This window comes from Lentilactobacillus farraginis DSM 18382 = JCM 14108 (genome assembly GCF_000583655.1).
GTDB lineage: Bacteria > Bacillota > Bacilli > Lactobacillales > Lactobacillaceae > Lentilactobacillus > Lentilactobacillus farraginis.
On the sequence record NZ_BAKI01000012.1, the window covers coordinates 40169 to 59648 of the forward strand.

The following is a 19480-nucleotide window of genomic DNA, read 5'->3' on the forward strand; positions in this document are numbered from 1 at the left end:
TGAGCGCGTGGCAGAGTCACTTAAAGACGTTTTGAAACAATTGGCCCAACATCAAATCAGCGTTGATGACGCGGCTGACCGGTTAGCCGGGCTGACGATTTCGGACTTGGCTTTTTCCAAGGTCGATTTGGAACGGGAACGGCGAACCGGTTATCCGGAAGTGATTTACGGTGAGGGCAAGACTGTTTCACAAATTATTAATATTATGACGGCGTTAAAGGGGAATGGTCAGAACATTTTGGCAACCCGAATTTCAAAAGAGCAGTCTGCCGGTATTTTAAAGCAATTTCCTGAAGCGACGTATCACGCTGCCGGCAGGTGTCTTACCGTAATGCTAAATCAACCAGTGCCGACCGATTCTTATATTGCGATCGTGACGGCAGGGACTACCGATATTCCGGTTGCCGAAGAAGCTGCCGTAACGGCTGAATTGTACGGTAACCGGATAAAGCGGATTTACGACGTTGGGGTTGCCGGCCTGCAGCGGCTGCTGGCTAACATTGAAACCATTCGAAAGGCCAAAGTCGTGATTGTAATTGCCGGAATGGAAGGTGCTTTAGTTAGCGTGGTGGGCGGCCTGGTAGCCAAACCGGTGATTGCCGTGCCCACCAGCGTTGGTTATGGTGCGAGTTTTCAAGGTGTCACGGCATTATTGGCGATGCTGAACAGCTGTGCGTCCGGCGTGACGGTGGTCAATATTGATAACGGTTTTGGTGCGGCTTATTCAGCCAGTATGATTAATCATTTGGGAGGTAAAAATGGCGACTAGTTTATATTTGGATGCATTTTCAGGGATTAGCGGGGATATGTTTATTGGCGCGCTGTTGGATTTGGGGCTTGATTTTAACGAATTTAAACGACGATTGGCGCTTTTAAACGTTCCCGGATATGAAATCAACGCGAAACGGGTTGCCCACAGCAGTATTTATGGGACCAACTTTGATACAGTTTTAAGTGTGGCGGGTAAAGATGACGCGGTGGTGACGGCAGAAGAAGCCCAAGCCCATCACCACCACGAACCACACCGGCATTTAAGCGATATTAAGCAATTGATTAACCAAAGTAAGCTGAGTGATTTGGTTAAAGCTCATGCCATTGCCGTTTTTACCGATATAGCCCAAGCGGAAGCCAAGGTTCATGATCGGCCCTTGGAAGCGGTTCATTTTCATGAGGTAGGCGCATTGGATTCCATTGTTGATATTGTGGGGGCGTTTGTAGATCTGGAAATGTTGGACGTAACCGACGTTTACTGCTCAGAGATCGCTGATGGCTCAGGCTTTATTAAGGTTGCCCATGGGATAATGCCGGTCCCAGTGCCCGCGGTAATGCAGATGCGGTCGGTACAACCATTCCTATTCGTCAAGAAACCAACATTCGCACGGAATTAGTCACGCCAACGGGAATGGGGATTATCAAAGAAATCGTGACCGGCTTTGGCCCCTTGCCGAAGGACTGGGAAATTACGGGCGTTGGTTACGGCTTCGGTAATCGGCAGATTCCACAATTCAATGCATTACGGGTCTTAAAATGTAAAAAAAAACGCTAAGTAACCAGGTTGTCGATGCACACCGCGATCAGGTTATTTCGATGGCTGCCAATATCGATGATCAATCTCCCGAAACATTGGGACCGATGATTGATCTGTTAATGGAAAAAGGGGCGTTGGATGCATATTTTACGCCGATTCAAATGAAGAAAAACCGGCCAGCCATCGAACTGACAGTTCTAATGGCACCGCAAGACCTCGATAGACTAACCGCTTTGATTTTTAAAATGACGACAACCATCGGGGTTTGGTTTCAATTTCTTGACCGGTTTGTGATGGCCCGCAGTTTTAGACGAGTGATGACAAAATACGGGGTCATCAAAGTCAAAACAGCCAAATTTCACGGCATTGAAAAGACCAGCCCGGAATTCGAGGATTGCTTAAAGGCTGCCAGGAAGTACCAGGTATCACTGCAGGACGTTTATCAGGCAGTTTATCAAAGTTTATAAATGGATTAATGGAAAGGATGAATACGGATATGACTAGATTAAGTGACAAGCAACAACGGTTGGAATCATTAATCAAGCCTTTTGGGAAGGTGGTTGTCGGCTTTTCCGGTGGTATTGACAGTACACTGGTTCTTGAAGAAGCGCTGCGGGTGCTGGGAAAGGACCACGTATTGGCGGTAGTCGCCAACTCGGTTCTTTTTAGTGACGAGGAATACCAAAAGGCATTGTCACTGGCAAAGGAACTGGGTGCCAATGTCAGGGGGATTACGATTGATTACCTTTCAAATCGACACATTGCTGCCAATGAACCGGAGACTTGGTATTATAGTAAGAAGTTATTTTACGAACACTTAACGGCGATTGCCAAAGAAGGCGGTTATCAGGCAGTTTTTGACGGGATGATTATGGACGATTTGAACGACTTTCGGCCGGGACTGGTTGCCCGAAACGAAGCGGGCGCCATCAGTATCCTGCAAAAAGCTGATTTTTATAAAACCGATGTCCGTCGACTGGCTAAGGAACTTGGCCTTCATAACTGGAATAAAGTGGCCAGCTGCTCGATTTCGTCTCGTTTCCCGTATTACACGCCGTTAACGCCTGCTAAGATCAATCAGGTAATGCGTTCGGAAAAATACTTACGGGAGCTTGGCTTTCCAATAGTCCGGGTTCGTTATCATAATGAGATTGCCAGAATTGAAGTGCCAACAACTGATTTGCCGGCGTTAATTGCCAAGCATGACCAAATTCAGGCAGCGTTAACAACATTTGGTTTTAAATACATCACGGTGGACATGGCCGGCTTTAAGAGTGGCCGGATGAATGATGATTTATCAGCCACGACCAAACAAAAATTAACGGTTGATAAAAAATAATCAAAATCATGAAAAGACTGAAATGGCAGATTTACGCTGTTTTCAGTCTTTTTAGTTCACGTAAGATAACCCAAATAGCTGTTAATCTTTGAAAGAAAGCGGATACAGAACTATAATTAAAGACAGAGAATCGATTGCTGAATAATTTTGGGAGATGGCATAATGGATGCAATTAGATTTTATTCAAGAACGGGAAATACTGAAAAATTGGCTAACTTATTAGGCGAACAGTTACATGTTAAAGCTGAGTCAATTGATTCGCCCATTGATGAACCTGTTGACCGACTATTCTTGGGCGGTGGTGTTTATAACATGAGCGCCGATAAGCATCTGAAAGCCTACGCGGCTGATTTGGATCCTACAAAGGTTAAGGAAGTTATTTTGTTTGGAACTTCTGGAAGCGTATTCACTATTGAGCGGCAATTAACCAAAGTCTTGAAAAAGCGTAAAATTCCGGTTGCCGATGAGCATTTGTTCCTGCATGGCTTGATGCCAAAGATGGGCAACATTAATGGTCATCAAAAGCAGGAAATTATCGATTTTGCCAAGGGCGCCGTTACGCAATAAAGCTGATTAAATAAAAAACGTTCGATTAACTGCCTTATTCTATGATTAAATAAGGCAAATAATCGAACGTTTTTAGGCAGTCGCTGTTAAATCCGGAGTTGGTTTTTTAGAAAGTCAACGGCGATTGCGAGTCGTCAGGATTTCGATCATTTCAAACGCAAACATAATAATGCCAACGCCAACCAATTCCGGTGACAAAGTAAGTGGTGTATTGCCCCCAGGCATACGTGCCGGTATAGGACAAATCAACGATTCCTTTCACGATAAATAGAATGGTTCCCAAAGAGATCGCTGATAGTAACAGGGAATTAACCAGACGAGAAATAAGTTCTTTTAACATGGTTACCACCTCCGGCAATGGTTGTGTGCGTTTCGATATTTTGTGCTTCTTATCATTAATTAATGTTACTATAATTGATTTTAGGCGGTAAAACAAGCAACAATTAGTTTACATTTCAAATTAATTTGTAACATTCTACGTAATATTTTGCCTAACCACGATTTGAAATGTTTGCGCTTGGCTTTATCTGAGGGACTTGCTACTATAAATAATAGCAGGCACATTGATTTTTATTTAGAACAATTCTAAATTAGGTTGAATTCCTAGTTTAGAATTGTTACAATGTAGATGTAGTTAAAAAACAGGAGGGATTTATCGTGAAAGTTATTGTTGTTGGTTCATCACATGGTGGTTACGAAGCTGTTCGCGAATTATTGGCAACACAACCGGATGCGAGATTCAATGGTATGAGAAGGGCGACTTTGTTTCATTTCTTTCTTGCGGCATGCAGCTGTACCTTGAAGGCGTTGTGAAAGATGTTAACAGCGTTCGTTACGCAACGGCAGAAGGGATGCGGTCAAAGGGCGTGCACGTCTTTGTACGTCAAGAAGTTGCTTCGATTTCACCGGATAAGCATGAAGTTCACGTTAAGAATCTGGCAGACGGTTCTGAACGTGATGAGAGCTATGACAAGTTAATCCTGAGTGTTGGTGCAGTACCGGTCGCATTGCCAATTCCGGGCAACGATCTGCAAAACGTTTACTACATGCGTGGTCGTGACTGGGCAATGAAATTAAAGCGGGCAACTGTTGAACCAACCATTAAAAACGTGGTGGTAATTGGTTCCGGCTACATTGGCATTGAAGCAGCCGAGGTTTTTGCCAAAGCCGGCAAAAACGTCACGGTTGTGGATATTTTGCCACGCCTGTTGAGTGTTTACCTGGATAAAGAATTTACGAGCGTCTTAACTAAAGAAATGGAAGCTAATGGCATTCACGCCGCTACGGGTGAAACGGTTAAGGAAATTGTCGGCAAGGACGGTAAAGTTGCCAAAGTTGTGACCGATCAAGCTGAGTATCCCGCTGAACTAGTCGTTGAAGCTGTTGGGGTTAAACCAAATACCAAGTGGCTTGCCGATACATTGGACTTGAACAGTAACGGTACGATCAAGACCGATGAGTACCAGCGGACAAGCCAGCCGGATATCTTTGCGGTTGGGGATGCAACCAAAGTTAAGTTTGCACCAACCGATAAACCGGCTCAAATTGCTTTGGCAACTAATGGCCGTCGTCAGGGGCGTTATGCCGTGAAGAATTTAACGGATGCCAAATACCCAACTCCGGCAGTTTCCGGTTCGTCGGCTTTAAGTGTCTTTGACTACCACTTTGCTTCGACTGGAATTAAAGAGGGGACTGCCGATAAATTCGGCGTTCAAACCCAATCCGTTTACGTTGAAGATACCTATCGACCACCGTTTGTACCTAAGGACCAAAATCCAAAGGTTCAGTTCAAATTAACGTTTGATCCAAAAGACGGCCGGATTTTAGGTGCCCAAATCATGTCAAAGGCTGATGTTACTGCCAACATGAATGTTATTTCGTTGGCCATTCAACAGAAGCTCACGGTTGATGATTTGGCATACGCTGACTTCTTCTTCCAACCAGGATTTGATCGGCCATGGAACATTATTAACGTGGCTGCTCAAAAAGCCCAGCGTGAATTAAATCAAAAGTAATGACCATCTTTTACAAATTAATTTGCTAAATGAAACAGGCGTTGACGCTAATTGTCGACGCCTGTTTTGAGTTATGAGACTTGGCTGATCTCAACACAATACCCCCGATAGCCGCAATGCGGACAAGTTAGTTTGCGCATTTTGGCGTTATGCTTTGAAAATGAAAATTGGCGCCAGGACGGTTGAAACGTTGTGTGACAATGGGGACAAACGTATCTGACCTGCTGGTAGTAATGGTTAAGAAGCCAGGCGGCCATTATAATCACGAATCCAAAGCCGATCAATACCGGATACCAAATTCCGGTCATCAGCCAAAATACCAGCGTTGCAATTTCAATGACGTCCATCAGTAGACCCAATAACAGCATGGTTGCATGCAGCTTTCTCAAATGCTTTTGACTTTCCATAATCTTTTCAATGCCGATCAGATTATTTGAAGAAACCAGTCTTAGATCCGTAATGCTTCGTTGAACCTGGTGGATTGTTCGGAGTTGTTGCTCAATTTCCTGCTTTTGCTGTGTCAAAGTGGCTGCCTGTTCTGTTAATAAAGAATTAAGCACGTTGGTTGTATCAGGACTAGCCAATAATGAACGGATATCGTTAAGTGACAGGCCCAACGATTTAAGCAGACGAATTAACTTTAAGCGTTCAAGTTCTCGATCGGTGTATTGTCGTTTGCCGCCTTCAGAAATAGCTGCCGGTTTTAACAACCCTTTACGATCGTAATATTGAACGGTTCTTATTGAAACCTGTGCCTGTTTAGCGATTTCTCCAGTAGTGTAGTTTGGCATTGAAGATCACCTCCGACTCTTTTTATACCGCATGACGTAACGTCATCAGCAAGTGATTTTACGAAAAAGATTATTAAAAATAGCTAACTTCTATTATGCTGCCTGATAAGTCGAAATGCTTGCTAAAAATACAATCCGGCATATACTTTTACTTGTTAAAAGTTAGGGCACAGTTTAATTGTGCTTGTTTTGATAGTCTAGGAGGGAAATGAATATGGTTAAAATTGGGATTAATGGTTTTGGACGAATCGGTCGGTTAGCACTTCGTCGGATTTTGGAAGTAAACGATCCTGAAATTGAAGTAACAGCTATTAATGATTTAACAACACCTTCAATGCTCGCTTACCTGTTCAAATATGACTCAACCCATGGTACTTTGCCATATGATGTTAGTTCAACCGACGACTCAATCATTGTCAACGGTCATGAATTTCACGTCTATGCTGAGCGTGACGCCTCAAAGATTCCTTGGGTGAAAAATGATGGTGTTGAATTGGTACTTGAATGTACCGGTTTCTACACTTCCGAGGAAAAGTCCCAGGCGCACTTGGATGCCGGCGCTAAGAAAGTTTTGATTTCTGCACCGGCCGGCCCGATCAAGACAATTGTTTATAACGTTAATGATGATACGCTAAACACCAACGATCAGATTGTTTCTGCCGGCTCATGCACGACAAATGCATTGGCACCAATGGCTTATGCCCTGAATAAAGAATTTGGAATTGAAGTCGGAACGATGACTGTTGTTCACGCGTTTACGAGTTCTCAAATGATTCTTGATGGTCCCAAGGGAAAGAAAGCACGGCCAAACCGAACCGCTTCGGCCAATACAATTCCGCATTCAACCGGTGCCGCAAAAGCAATCGGTTTGGTTATCCCGGAATTAAATGGTCATTTAAATGGTCACGCACAACGGGTAGCGGTTGTTGATGGCTCAGTTTGCGAATTGGTTTCCGTCTTTAATAAGAAAGGCGTTACTGCTGAACAGGTCAATGATGCGGTTAAACCTTACACGAAGGATAATCCGGCATTTGGCTGGAATGCAGACGAAATTGTTTCGTCTGATATCATTGGCGATACCCACGGGGCTGTTTATGATCCAACCCAAACCGAAGTAACCAGTAATGGTGACTTCCAAGTTGTCAAAACAGCCACTTGGTTTGATAATGAATATGGTTTTGTATCAAACATGATTCGAACGGCCAAGGCATTTGGCGAAAAGTAAATTAATAAGAATGTGACTCGAACCATCACATGTTTAAAACCGGAACGGTTATGTTCCGGTTTTTTGTGTCAAGAATGAGATGTTGTGTAATTTAAACTTGGTTTTGGATGAAATAGCTCGCTTTTATCGTTTGGAACTTTCGAGATTAAAAAAGTCGGCACTAGTAGTGATATTCCATGCTAATGCCGGACTTCTTTAATTATCAATAAACAAATCGGTTCTTCCGAACAACCCGAATCAAAAGAAAACCAACTGCAATGTTAACGACAGCAATCGCGATAAGCACGATTAAAGTTTGCGGCCAGTTGCCAAGTGTGGTTTTGATAACACCAAACATAGTGGGGCCGATACTGGCGATTAGGTAACCGATTGATTGGACAATTCCACCGACGGAACCGGCTTCTTGTGGGGTTGTTGAAATAGTTGTGATCATGGTTAGCGACAGCGTGAAGACGGATGCGGTTGTAATCCCAACAATCATGCAGGCAATAATTAGCAGCCATGTCGCGTTAAAGGCGATCAGGATTCCGATTCCTGCCAAGTAACCGGCTAGTAGCGCGATCATCAGCGATTTTAAGTGAGCAGCACTTGTGGTTGCCCGTGGAACCAGATAGGCGAACGGTGCGCCGATAATCTGAAAGATGGAAAATAACCAACCGGCAGTAGTCGCGGATAGGCCGTGAGAGGTTAGAACACTTGGCAGCCAAGCGACAACGGTATAAAAGGTTAGGGATTGAAGCCCCATGAAGATGGCCAGCAGCCAGACGTGCCCCCGCTTCCAAATTGGCGTGAGTGATTTGCCGGCAGCGGTTTTGGTTGATTGCTTAGACTGCTTGGTACGTTGATGTGGCAATAACATAGTTCCCAGAAAGGCTAAAATTGCCGGAATTGAGAACAATTGAACTGTGAACTGCCAGCCGATGGCATTGGCAACCGGTACGGCAATCCCGCCAACAATCGCGGAAATCAAATTAATTGAGGCAGTGTAGACGCCATTTAATTTAGCGGACTGCTCGGGATGTCGTTCAACGATTAATGCCGGCAGTGAAACATTCAGCATCGTAATGCCGGCACCGACAAAGATAGTACCAACAAACATTCCCCAGGCAACGTATGTACGAAGCAGATTGGCAATTGCCAGCATTAAAAGGGCGTAGGAAATGGTTTGCTTAGTTCCCAGCTTACGAATAACGGGTGCTGTTGCCACGGATAAGAAACCGAAGCAAAGTAACGGAATTGTCGTTAAGACACCGGTTTGTGCGGTCGTTAGTTGAAAATATGATTGCACTTTGGTGACGATTGGCGGAATGCCGATAATTGCCAGCCGTAAGTTAGCGGCCAGCAGAAAGACCTCGAATGTAAAATTAATGCCCCCATGTTTTGTATTCAATTATTTTTACCTCCAGTATTTATTTTGAATATCCCGATTATCAGGATATTTTGGCAGTTAGTTATTGACTGTTTGTTCCAACAGGTTAATGTTTTGTTCGATCCAATAAACAGCCTGTTGCGCATTTCGCTGTTCAATAGCTGTTAAAATGTTTTTGTGAATCGGAGTCTGTTCCTGAGACAGCTCGGCCTTTGCGAACTGCTCGCCAAAGCGAAGTTTAAACGAATGCCAAAAATCAGCATAAAGATTGGTCATTACCAGGTTGTGCGTTGCTTTTGCGATTGCCTCATGAAATTGTTCATCGGCATGCTGATAGGAATCCAAAGATCGAAGCTTTGCGGCCGCAACCCGAATTTCCAGATAGTAGGTCATTGCTTTTAAATCTGTTGCGTTACGGTTATGGCAGGTGAGATAGACGATCCCTGTCTCGATAGCCTTACGGGCTTCACAAACTTCAATTACCGACGCCTTTTTTAGCGTGGTTGACATCGTTTGATCGGGCAGTGAGTCGTTAATAACAGTTGTCCCCCGTCCTTGTTTGACCTCGATTAAGCCCAAATTTACCAATACTTTGACGGCTTCTCGAACGGTAGATCGACCAACGTTAAACCGGGCCATCAATTTGGGCTCTGTTGGCAGGCGTTCACCAATACTGAGACGGTGATTTAAAATGTCGGATTGTAACTGTTGGGAAACCTGGTCGGCAAGGCTGAGCGGCTTGAAGTTTTGATTATCTTTGACTGGCACTGTTTCACACCCCGTTACAGTTTACTTTTTTCCTCGTCATAGCCTTCCAAAAGGTTGGCGTAACGAGCTAACGCAAATAAATAATCGGAAAGCCGGTTTAAATACTCCAGGATTTCGGCATTTAACGGCTGCTGTTTATCGTTTAATTCAACAACCAACCGTTCGGCTTTTCGAGCCAGCGCTCGGGCATATTGAAGTGAAGCACCCGAAGGATGGCCGCCCGGTAGAATAAATGCCTTGATGACTGGAAGTTGGGCCATTATCTCGTCAATTTCGGTTTCAAGCTGCTGGGTATCCGCGGTTGAAATTTTGTGATGCCGTTTAACGGTAATATCAGCCTGAAGTTCATAAAGGTTTCGCTGAACGGTCTTCAGCTTGGGGGCTAATGATTGGGCCTTGGGTGAAAGAATTGAAATAACGTAACCGATCCAAGAGTCCAGTTCGTCAATAGCACCCAACGATTCAATCTGCAGATCATATTTGGGGACCATTTTACCGGTTACTTGTTTGGTTTTACCGTGGTCGCCAACCTTAGTGTAAATTTTAACCATTGTTGTTCAAGGCTCCTTTTATAAAAAGTAAGTAGTTTAATCATAAGTGAATTTTGAAAAATTTGCGATAGTTAATTGCAAAAATTTAGGAGATGTTTCGCCCGGTAATCATGTGACGGATAAATCTTATCAGGCTCTCGCGGCCCAGCAAAAAAAGTTTAAAATGAATAATTCTTAATTCAGCTTTTTCCCGTCTGATTTCGTGGCGGTATTCCCGGTGTACGCGTTTGATTCGAATCAGTTCTGTCTGTGAATCATTGCTGGCATCCGGTTTGAATTGCTGGAAATCGCGTGGATCGATAAAGCGGAGACTCTTTAGGAAATTTTCCGGTTCTTTTCCTGGCTTTTTAAAGGGTTGCAATCTGAATCCTCCTGGTTACTAAAAGTTGTTATACTATATAATACGATAACACCAAGGTAATTTTTTAACAAAGCCATCCGGTTGTTTAAAAGTCGATAGTAGTATGTAAAAACGGAAACCTTGAAGCGGGTTTCCGTTTTGGCTGATCAAAAAGGAATTGATCATTTGAATTCGGGTTTAATTGTGCGGGAAATAAACATGATTCATGCCGGCCAATTACTTAATTGGGCAAGCGCCACCCTCACAGTCGGTTTGGCCGATGATTTCGGCACCCTTTTGATCGTGATTATTGTTTAACTGATTGAAGACACGTTGAACGTCACCATGAATCTGCATAACTTTCTTTTCATAGGTCTTACTATCAATCGGCTCTTTTGGTGCTTGTTTAAATTCATTACCAACGTATGGCAACAGCGATGTTGACTTGGTTGTGTAACGATACTGTTTCATTAATGGTGCGATTTGTTCGCCTTCATCCGGTTGGAAGGTAACGGTACAACTAACCGCATTATCGGACCAGTAAGTCTGCAGGAATGCCTGAGTAGCGAACTGTTCCGCAATCGAAACGTTACCAGCCGAAGCGAATTTCTTGCTGTCGGCGTGAGCTGCCCGGATTGGGAATTCAGCAACCATTGTATTCTTGGAATAAATGTCTGCTTCAACATGGTAACCGCAAGCCTTTAGTGCTGGTAGTAACGGGTCAGAATCTTGGAAACGAATTCGTTGAATCAAGTATGGGGCGTAGTGGAAATGCATGCCTTCAGAAACGCCGGCTAACTTGGCTACAGTACCGGACGGCTTAACAGTTGTGTGCTTGATAGAAGGCTGGCAGCCGAGTTCATCGGAGTAGTCTTTATCAGCTTTAACCACTGCATGATACAAATCATTAACTTTATCGATGGCACGTTGATCATAAATCGGTTTCTTATATGAATCGCCGGTTTCAGGATCAGTAACGTCTTCATAGCCTGTAACGACCCGGTTGCCAAGTTCACTTAGAATCCAATCTTGAATACCGGACATTGAAATCCCGATTCGCCGATTCTTTTGGATTGCTTTTCGGGAGACTTCCCAGTCATAGGGCTGAACGTTACGCGTTTAGAAAAACGAGTGCCCAACGTAAAGGCTTCATCGAGATCCCAATTTTGTTGAGATGCCACGTAAGGGAAGACTTCAAACAGGTTGCACGGCTCACCATTTGAAAGGGAAATTTCGCCACAAGGGTTGGTCCCTTCAACGTTTGGATCGATATCCTTTTGCAGCCCATCGATCTTACGACCGTAGTTTTTGGAAAGCTCCAAGTTAACGATTCCGGGTTCACCGTTGTGGCGAATAGAATCGGCAATTGGACCATAATTATCAAACTTGGAATCAACCGCCACGCTGTTATTGGAAGCCCAGCGGTGATGGTACAGCTTTTCCTTATCCTGTTTCATGGTAATAAAGGCTTCATCGTCGGCTGAACCCAGAGCTAATTCTGCGGAACGGCGGACATTGCCGGCAACCACGGTTTTACCAATCATATTGCCGATATCGGTCATATCAACGGATGAAAGGTGGCGACGGGATCGATTGTTGAGAACGTCATTAATATCAAAAAGCATTTCAATTAACGGCATTGGACCTGAAGCAGTCCCACCGAAACCTTTGATTTTAGCGCCTTTTGGTCGAATATCACTAACATCCAGAACCAGATTTTCCTGTCCCTTGGGGTTGGTTGACTTAAAGTGTAAGTCAATTAAGTGCGCGTTGGCCAATACCCAACCTTCACGGGTATCAGGCAATCGATAGTAAGCGGCATCCGTTACAGCGTGTTCTTTGAAGTAGGCGTCCTTATCAACGGCACCCATTTTTAAAGAGGCATCGTATGAAGCGCTATTCTTATCGATAACAACGGTTAAGTTGACCTTGTTGTTAACCAGTGGAATCTTGTGGACGTTTTCTTTAGTAACGGAAAAGCCAACGCCACCGCCCTTCATCAATTGGTCAAACATAAATGAATAAGGCATGGAAACGGCCGGCTGGTTGGCCTTAAGATATTCCGGCACAATATGGCTGTCGCCGTACGGTTGTGGGCGAACGGCAATAAACCAGCAATTGTTCAAGGCGTCACCGTTTCGAGCCTCGTAAGGTGTCCCGGAAATCCAGAGGTTCCGTCCTGAAGGAGTTGCGGCCAAACCGTAAATTAACTTATAAAGTTTCTTTGCTTCAGCTGTTAGTTCGCTAATCACTTGTGGATCAACGTTATCCTGATGGAGCCGTGGATCGAGGTTGATATTACCCTCAACCACTCGTTTAACGGTTTCATCCCAATTTTCCGTCCGTTGCTTTTCCGGGATCCAACGGGCATAAGTTCTTTTATATGTAACCCAGCCCAATTCTCCCCAGTGCGGTGTAATTTCGTTTTTAATTTGATTGATAAACTCATCAGAGAGTGAGACTGATGACAATTTCATTGCTTGCATAACGATTCCTCCCGTCGATTGATGCTGATATTGATTCTCGTAATTCGTTCGAGTTAACACTATATATAGTATCTCGACGGGAGCTGATAATCAATATATTGTGCCCGGCAAAATTCAGCAGATGATCGAGTCAGCCCTATAGTGACAAGGGATCGTTAGGCCTCAAAAAAATTTAACGCTCCGTTGTCTTAAAACAACTATCCGTTAGTTTTATGAGTTTCCATAATTATTTGGTTTTTAACGGGTTGCCCGCAACCTGATTTGCTATGGAAGTGGACCTCCAAATTAAAAGCGGCCGACAATTTCTATCATACTGACTTTTGAAACGGGACACAAGACCGGAATTTATTTTTGGGACTTGACGTAGGTTTGAATGCCGCGTTTGAAACGTTTTAAACGTCCTGGAGCATGAGTTGCGGGCAGGCAATGTTCACTCTTAGGAATTGATTGCCATTGCCACCATAGACGGTCCCGGCGGATACATAGAGGCCGGTTTCCTGCCGGATGAATGCCTCAAGCTGACTGGAATCGTCGGTTATTTCGCTGCAATCGATCCAAACCAGATAGGTTGCGTTTGAGGCAACGACTTTAACCTGGGGAATAAACGACTCGCAATAATTCGTGAAGGTTTCACGGTTCCGACTAATTTGCTGTTTGAGTTCAGCCAGCACTGGTGGCCCTTGGTATAGGCCGCAATCGTACCGGGAATCGCCAAGAGGTTGGGTTCACCAAGTTCATCATTATTGATTCCCCGGTTAACAATGTTTCGCAGACCTTCGTTGGGAACAATCACCGTTGCGGCGTGAAGGGCGGCTACATTAAATGTTTTACTGGGGGAAACACTGATGATCGCGTTTTGAAGTAGTGATTCCGGCAGCGAAAAAAGTGGGGTGTAGGCAGGTTCGCCAACAACCAAATCACCATGAATTTCGTCACTGAACAACGTAACGTGGTGGGTTGCGCAAAGCTTGCTGATGCGGATAAGTTCATCACGCGACCAAACTTTGCCAACGGGGTTGTGCGGATTACATAGAATCATCATCGTGCTTAACGGGTCTGCTAATTTAGCTTCCAGATCGGCCCAGTCGACACTGTATGTGTGTTGACGCCGATTATAAAGTAAATCGTTTGAGAGGACATGGCGGCCGTTATTGACGATTGAATGGTAGAAAATATTGTAAACGGGTGCTTGAACGACTATATTATCGCCGACGTTTGTGACTCGGCGAACCGCGGAAGAAATTGACGGCACAACGCCGGTGCAAAAAAGCATCCAATCAACGTTTGGGCGGGCGTGATGTTCGGCCTCGTACCAATCGGCTACGGCATTGAAATAGTCGGCATGGGGTTCTTCGTAGCCAAAGATACCAAAAGCCACCTTTTTTTGCATGGCTTCAATAATCTCGGGAGCGGCCTTAAAGTCCATATCGGCTACCCACATCGGTAATTCATTAGGTTTAACATCCCATTTAACAGAGTTGGTATTGCGACGGGGAATAATCGATTTGAAATCGTACATTAAGCTGACTTCCTTTTTGTGATTTTGGTGTCGGTTGTAATCGTGGTTTTGCTTGGATCAATTTTGGCAGGATCCAAGATGATTTCACCGATTGCGTGGGCGTGAATTCGACCGCTGATGGGATTTTTGACACTGACAATGGTTGATTTAATATCTGCATCAATATTTGAGCAGTATTCAAAGGCCAGGTCGGTTTTCAACAACCGGCAATTGCGCATTGTCAGGTGATCGATATAGCACAATCCCTGATCGCTTTCAATAGTACAGTTAATCAAAGTCAGATTTTTAGTGTTCCAGCCCAGGTACTCACCATTAATAACCGAATCGTAAACGGTAACGTTTTTACAGTTCCAAAACGCATCTTTGGAAACCAATGTTGAATGATGAACTTCAACATTTCGAGCCCCGTCAAAACAGTAGTTGCCGATCAGGTCAAGATGGTCGATGTAAATATCGCTGCTGTTCATGCCAAAATAGTTACCATTGGCTTGAACGTGGTCGATATTGATGTGTTCGCAGTTCCAAAGCGTTTCGGCGGCGTTTGAAAAGTGATCATCAACCAACTTGATATGACTGCTGCGACGGAAAGTTTTGGTTGCCTGAATCGAGCAATTGGTCATCTCAATATCGTGAGTGTACCAAATGCCGGCATGGGCGACTTTTTCCAGAATGGTGCGATCAACTTTTGCATGGTTGGTGTACCAAAGCGGGTATTTCCACTTAAAAATAGAATCTTTTAGGGTGATATTGCGGCTTTCTTTTAATGGTGATTCACCTTTGCCAAAGGTCGTGTTGACAATTGTGGCGTCCTGCTCGCCAAAGAGTGGGCGTTCCCCTTCGAAATACTGATCTCGATATTCTTTCATATAGTTTGTCGCTTCCTTAGATGGTTGACTGATAAATTCACATATAGCTTAATCTTAACCCTAATTGAGGGATCTTGCCACAGTAGTAAATAATGGTAACAGTTAAGCGGGGGCTAACTTACAAACTATCAAATGATTTAGCGATTATGGGCATCATTGTTCCTCTTTAAGCCAAAAATAAATGGCTTGTTACCGTTAAATGCGTTATTATAATAGATATTAACGAACTATATAGTGGTTTATAATTGTAGTGTTCGGATATGGAGGATTAATTAAATGCATTGGTTGGCAGACTTTCTTGCGGCAGTCGGGGTGGTCTTAAACGGGATTCCTCAGGGCATTATGGCAATGACCTTGGGGTTTGCGGTATTTCCAACAACGTTTTCGTTTGCGTTTGCATCAGCTGTTAATGGCGTATTCGGATCGGTGGCGCCAATTTCGTTTCAAGCCGAATCTTTAGCTTTGACGGGAAATCTGGGGGAAACGCCCCGGGAGCGGACATCGATTATTTTTGGTGGTTCGCTGGTTATGGCAGTTATTGGTGTAACCGGGACGTTGACTAAAATTGTGGCAATCCTTGGAAACGGGATTATGGCTGGCATGATGGCCGGGGTTGGCATTATGTTAGCGAAAATTGCGGTTGATATGGCCCGAAAAGAACGGATTTCGGGGTTATCGTCAATCGGGATTGCTGTTTTAAGTTATTTGGTGACTAAAGACCTGGTTTGGACGATTGTTCTTTCAGTTATTGGCTCAAGCTTAATAGCTGTGTTTGGGACCCATTACCGAGCTGACTTACCTGAACATGTCGTCGAACGCCGGCTTCGATTTTTAAACCGGTTTTAGTTTGAAAGTTGTCCGCGGCGCGTTAAGTTTAGCCTGCCTAAACGTTGGGGCTAATATTTCCTATGGGCTGATTACAGGTCAAATGACGGGAATTAAGCCGAATCCGGTTAATTTGAATTTATTAACCGGAACGCAAGCGTTTGCCGATATGGGAACCAGTCTGTTGGGTGGCGCACCAGTAGAAACCATCATTTCCGCGACTGCCAGCGCGCCCGAACCGGTAATTGCCGGCATTATGATGATGTTAATGATGGCAGTTATTCTGTTACTTGGTTGGCTGCCAAAAATCGGCAGGTATGTGCCAGCGTCCTCAATTGCTGGTTTCCTATTGATTTTAGGAGCAGTTGTTATTTTCCCGGAAAACGCAGCGACTGCAATGCAGGGAAATGATAATGTAATTGCGGCTTTAACGTTGGTCATCACAGCAATTATTGATCCGTTCGCCGGCTTAATGACCGGCGCAATTTTAAAATTTGGTTTACCATTAATTGGCTTGGGGGTTTAATCATGCAAAAAACTTATGAATTGACTGTTGGAAAATTAAAACGAACGTTACCGATTATTCCGGTTAATCAAACGACAGCCATTGCGTCGTTTGTACTGCTTGGCGATTCCGAATTGGCACACTATGCGGCGGGTAAATTGGCAGCTAGGATTTCAAAGCCGTTCGACTGTATCGTTACACTAGAGAGCAAGGGAATCCCGTTGGCAGAAGAGTTGAGCCGAATCACTCGTCATCCGAAATTTATTGTGTTACGGAAAAGTGCGAAAGCTTATATGAAAGACCCGATTAAAGTTTCCGTAAAGTCAATTACGACGACTACCCAACAAAAGCTGGTTTTGGACGGATATGATGCTGATTACCTGCGTGGTAAACGGGTGATATTAGTAGACGATGTTATCTCCACCGGCGGCTCACTTGAAGCTGCCGAACAGCTTTTAAAAAAGGCTGGTGCAGAAGTATTGGTTAAATGCGCGATTTTAGCGGAAGGCGACGCTGCCAAACGTAACGATATTCTTTTTTTGGAACAGTTGCCGTTGTTTAAACTTTAAATGAAAGTAAAACAAAGCCCACCAACATCTTGATTTGACGTTGGTGGGCTTTGCTACATAAACCGATTCTCGATACCGGTTGGTTGAATCCCTTATTTTTCAACCGCTAATTTTTTAACGGACAATGAATCGCGAATCAAGCTGATTAGGGCAAAGCTGCCCAGTAGAATTGCAGGACTCGCAATTGTTGAGTCATGAAATTTAAGTAGTACGATAAAGGCAACCATTACAACTAAGAAGGTCATAATCCAGCCAAGACCGGAAATCAGGTGACTTCCCGGTCTCTGTTCAGGGTGGCGGCGGAAGTATGACCGTTCAAAGAATAGGTAATAAATCAGCCAAAACGCACCAAGGATAACCAACGGAACCGAGAATCGGCTCCACCCCCTTGGGCTTAAACCGTTGAATGCTAAGAAACTAATCCATAACGCAATGAGTGGCAGGTTATTGATAAGACTGTAACGCCATTCGATTTTCATAAAAATTATTCGACTTCTTTCTATACTTATAGTTATTTAGCTGTTTTGGGAAATGCAAAAAGATCTCGGATGATCTGGGTAACAAACATTAACCATAACATTAATCGGAGCAGATTGTCTGGGGAATCAGATGCTTTCATAAAGGAAAGTAAAATTGAAATATTTATGATTATCATAAATGTGGTCACAGCCATTCCCCAACCATTTAGATGTCGGTTGCTTTCTTTATCTTGAGGGTGCTGGGTTAAATAGGGCCGTTGAAAGGTTAAGTAGTAAATTAACCACAGGAGACTGATTATAATAACGAGAAATGGAAACATCAAATGCAGGTCATGATCGAATGGGAGATCGATAGTAACGGTCATTGCCATAATCAACCACGGAACATTATTTTGCAAGCTGTAGCGCCATTGAAATTTCATAAGAGCACTCCTTTTATTGGGCCCCCCTATTATCCCCTATCAGAATATATGTAATTATAAACAGGATAACACTAACTATTTCAGCAACGCAAATTTGTTATGAGTAATCATTTAAAGGGTTTTCATTCGGATTTTGACAGATTACCATGCCATTAGAGCAATTATAAAAATTGCAACGTGAAGTGCCAGTCGAATTAAATGGTGTGACCAGTGGGGCCTGCCATATAAATAGTAACCGTTGGCGAAGGTAAAAATAGAAATGCCGACTAAGCCCAGTAAAAGCGTGTCCAAAGAAAGAATCCTGGAAACAATCATCAGACTGGTTAAAGTGATGAAGGCAGACAGGAACAACGCGACTACCAACAAGAGTGAAATGTCTTTGCTGAAAAGATGCATAACAGTCGCTGCCATGGTTAGTAACGCGTAAATAGTGATGAAAATATCGATGGCAAGGGCCATATTGAAGCACATCTCCTTTATTAATAATAATGTTTATAGATCCCGACTAACTGAAACGTAGGCGCTTTTCAGGTGTTTGTCAACTACCAGCAGATACATGATTGTGCTGATAATGATTAAAAGGAAAGTTAGTGAGCCGGTTAGCCAATTTATAGATGTGGAGACAGCGTTTAGGGTAGTCACTTGGAAATCAAGATAGATGTGTAAGGCGATTGGTATGACAAGTGTATTAAAAGCTATTCTGGTAAAACAAAAAAACAAGCCAAATGAAAATGCATAACTTACTTGAGCTACAACTGGCAAGAAATTATTGCCAGTAAAGTTTACAAAATGATAAAACCCGAAAAGTAGTGATGAAAAGACGGTTGCGTATGTAAACATCGTCTGGCTGTGTCTTCTTTGAAGGATTTTTAAAAAAATCGAAAATAACAATCCACGAAATAGGGCTTCTTCGGAGAATCCGGCTGTAATAGCAGTAGCAGCTATTAATAGGATATGTTTGGAATGTAATGCATACCAAAAAGAAAGAGGTGTCCCACAAATCAGCATGACAAAGAAGAACGACAAACAAGCAGCTATTTTCAAGAAATTGATGGGTTTGCTTGAAAATGGATAGTTAAAGAGTTTTGATCCGCCAATGGCCTTAAGAACGATTGAAATTGAAAATATTGAAAAGATTCCATATTGAAAGAGATATGTTGTCATGGGGGTATGTGCAAAAAAAATAAGGCAAAAAATAATTGATAGTGTGATGGTTAAGCCAATTTGTTTGGAGAGAGGCCATTGATTGTTTGCTTTTGTGATGGAAATCATCTCCTGCTTTCTTATGAACTAATAAAAATATTAGTATATTTTAT

Annotated in this window: 17 protein-coding genes and 5 pseudogenes; 9 read left to right on the plus strand and 13 right to left on the minus strand. The window is 43.5% G+C overall.

Annotated elements, in window-relative coordinates; translation table 11 throughout:
* Positions 1 to 7 precede the first annotated feature (7 nt).
* The 5 genes and pseudogenes from larB (at position 8) to JCM14108_RS06155 (ending at position 3434) form a co-directional block, all read left to right on the plus strand.
* Positions 8 to 769 (plus strand): nickel pincer cofactor biosynthesis protein LarB, encoded by a 762-nt coding sequence (gene larB, locus JCM14108_RS06135; protein WP_035179283.1) that lies wholly within the window; start codon positions 8 to 10, stop codon positions 767 to 769.
* A pseudogene (gene larC / locus JCM14108_RS15835) lies at positions 759 to 1546 on the plus strand (nickel pincer cofactor biosynthesis protein LarC). The gene larB and the pseudogene larC overlap by 11 nt, the downstream one beginning before the upstream one ends.
* Positions 1547 to 1587: 41 nt before the next feature.
* Positions 1588 to 1995 (plus strand): nickel pincer cofactor biosynthesis protein LarC2, encoded by a 408-nt coding sequence (gene larC2, locus JCM14108_RS15840; RefSeq protein WP_035179284.1) that lies wholly within the window; start codon positions 1588 to 1590, stop codon positions 1993 to 1995.
* Positions 1996 to 2024: 29 nt separating this feature from the next.
* Positions 2025 to 2867 (plus strand): ATP-dependent sacrificial sulfur transferase LarE, encoded by an 843-nt coding sequence (larE, locus tag JCM14108_RS06150; protein WP_035179285.1) that lies wholly within the window; start codon positions 2025 to 2027, stop codon positions 2865 to 2867.
* A 162-nt stretch (positions 2868 to 3029) separates the two neighbouring features.
* Positions 3030 to 3434, plus strand: coding sequence for a flavodoxin family protein (locus JCM14108_RS06155; protein WP_035179286.1), 405 nt, complete (start codon positions 3030 to 3032; stop codon positions 3432 to 3434).
* A 151-nt stretch (positions 3435 to 3585) separates the two neighbouring features.
* On the opposite strand, the gene JCM14108_RS06160 is transcribed toward JCM14108_RS06155, so the two are convergent.
* A complete protein-coding gene (locus tag JCM14108_RS06160; protein ID WP_235807044.1) occupies positions 3586 to 3774 on the minus strand; it encodes a hypothetical protein in 189 nt (62 codons plus the stop codon).
* A 317-nt stretch (positions 3775 to 4091) separates the two neighbouring features.
* Between JCM14108_RS06160 and JCM14108_RS06165 the strand changes: the two are divergent.
* Positions 4092 to 5449, plus strand: a pseudogene (locus JCM14108_RS06165) (FAD-dependent oxidoreductase).
* A 71-nt stretch (positions 5450 to 5520) separates the two neighbouring features.
* Here the strand turns inward: JCM14108_RS06165 and JCM14108_RS06170 are convergent.
* Complete coding sequence (locus JCM14108_RS06170) at positions 5521 to 6240, minus strand: MerR family transcriptional regulator (RefSeq protein WP_035179287.1); 720 nt, start codon at positions 6238 to 6240, stop codon at positions 5521 to 5523.
* A gap of 214 nt (positions 6241 to 6454) precedes the next feature.
* Between JCM14108_RS06170 and gap the strand changes: the two genes are divergently transcribed.
* Positions 6455 to 7465, plus strand: coding sequence for a type I glyceraldehyde-3-phosphate dehydrogenase (gap, locus tag JCM14108_RS06175; RefSeq protein WP_035179289.1), 1011 nt, complete (start codon positions 6455 to 6457; stop codon positions 7463 to 7465).
* A gap of 202 nt (positions 7466 to 7667) precedes the next feature.
* On the opposite strand, the gene JCM14108_RS06180 is transcribed toward gap, so the two are convergent.
* The 7 genes and pseudogenes from JCM14108_RS06180 to JCM14108_RS06210 form a co-directional block, all read right to left on the minus strand.
* The gene (locus JCM14108_RS06180) at positions 7668 to 8855 is read right to left on the minus strand and encodes an MFS transporter (protein WP_035179291.1); all 1188 of its coding nucleotides are present in this window, start codon (positions 8853 to 8855) and stop codon (positions 7668 to 7670) included.
* Between the two features lie 57 nt (positions 8856 to 8912).
* A complete protein-coding gene (locus JCM14108_RS06185; protein ID WP_035179293.1) occupies positions 8913 to 9602 on the minus strand; it encodes a FadR/GntR family transcriptional regulator in 690 nt (229 codons plus the stop codon).
* Positions 9603 to 9616: 14 nt separating this feature from the next.
* The gene (locus JCM14108_RS06190; protein ID WP_035179295.1) at positions 9617 to 10153 is read right to left on the minus strand and encodes a cob(I)yrinic acid a,c-diamide adenosyltransferase; all 537 of its coding nucleotides are present in this window, start codon (positions 10151 to 10153) and stop codon (positions 9617 to 9619) included.
* 85 nt (positions 10154 to 10238) lie between these two features.
* Positions 10239 to 10514, minus strand: a complete 276-nt coding sequence (locus JCM14108_RS06195) for a hypothetical protein (protein ID WP_035179298.1) — start codon at positions 10512 to 10514, stop codon at positions 10239 to 10241.
* Between the two features lie 216 nt (positions 10515 to 10730).
* Positions 10731 to 12979: pseudogene (gene nrdJ / locus JCM14108_RS06200) on the minus strand (ribonucleoside-triphosphate reductase, adenosylcobalamin-dependent).
* A 345-nt stretch (positions 12980 to 13324) separates the two neighbouring features.
* Positions 13325 to 14498 (minus strand): annotated as a pseudogene (locus tag JCM14108_RS06205) (MalY/PatB family protein).
* A complete protein-coding gene (locus JCM14108_RS06210; protein WP_035179299.1) occupies positions 14498 to 15364 on the minus strand; it encodes a DUF3737 family protein in 867 nt (288 codons plus the stop codon). Before JCM14108_RS06210 ends, JCM14108_RS06205 begins: the two are co-directional and overlap by 1 nt.
* A gap of 276 nt (positions 15365 to 15640) precedes the next feature.
* Between JCM14108_RS06210 and JCM14108_RS06215 the strand changes: the two are divergent.
* Positions 15641 to 16715 (plus strand): annotated as a pseudogene (locus tag JCM14108_RS06215) (NCS2 family permease).
* Between the two features lie 2 nt (positions 16716 to 16717).
* Positions 16718 to 17263 (plus strand): phosphoribosyltransferase family protein, encoded by a 546-nt coding sequence (locus JCM14108_RS06220; RefSeq protein WP_035179302.1) that lies wholly within the window; start codon positions 16718 to 16720, stop codon positions 17261 to 17263.
* Between the two features lie 92 nt (positions 17264 to 17355).
* Here the strand turns inward: JCM14108_RS06220 and JCM14108_RS06225 are convergent, their stop codons facing one another.
* From JCM14108_RS06225 to JCM14108_RS14075, 4 genes are all read right to left on the minus strand, one after another.
* Complete coding sequence (locus JCM14108_RS06225) at positions 17356 to 17742, minus strand: hypothetical protein (protein WP_035179303.1); 387 nt, start codon at positions 17740 to 17742, stop codon at positions 17356 to 17358.
* Positions 17743 to 17774: 32 nt separating this feature from the next.
* Positions 17775 to 18164, minus strand: coding sequence for a hypothetical protein (locus JCM14108_RS06230; RefSeq protein ID WP_051996055.1), 390 nt, complete (start codon positions 18162 to 18164; stop codon positions 17775 to 17777).
* Between the two features lie 141 nt (positions 18165 to 18305).
* The gene (locus JCM14108_RS06235; RefSeq protein WP_235807043.1) at positions 18306 to 18623 is read right to left on the minus strand and encodes a hypothetical protein; all 318 of its coding nucleotides are present in this window, start codon (positions 18621 to 18623) and stop codon (positions 18306 to 18308) included.
* 33 nt (positions 18624 to 18656) lie between these two features.
* Positions 18657 to 19436, minus strand: coding sequence for a CPBP family intramembrane glutamic endopeptidase (locus JCM14108_RS14075; protein ID WP_051996057.1), 780 nt, complete (start codon positions 19434 to 19436; stop codon positions 18657 to 18659).
* Between the last annotated feature and the right edge of the window lie 44 nt (positions 19437 to 19480).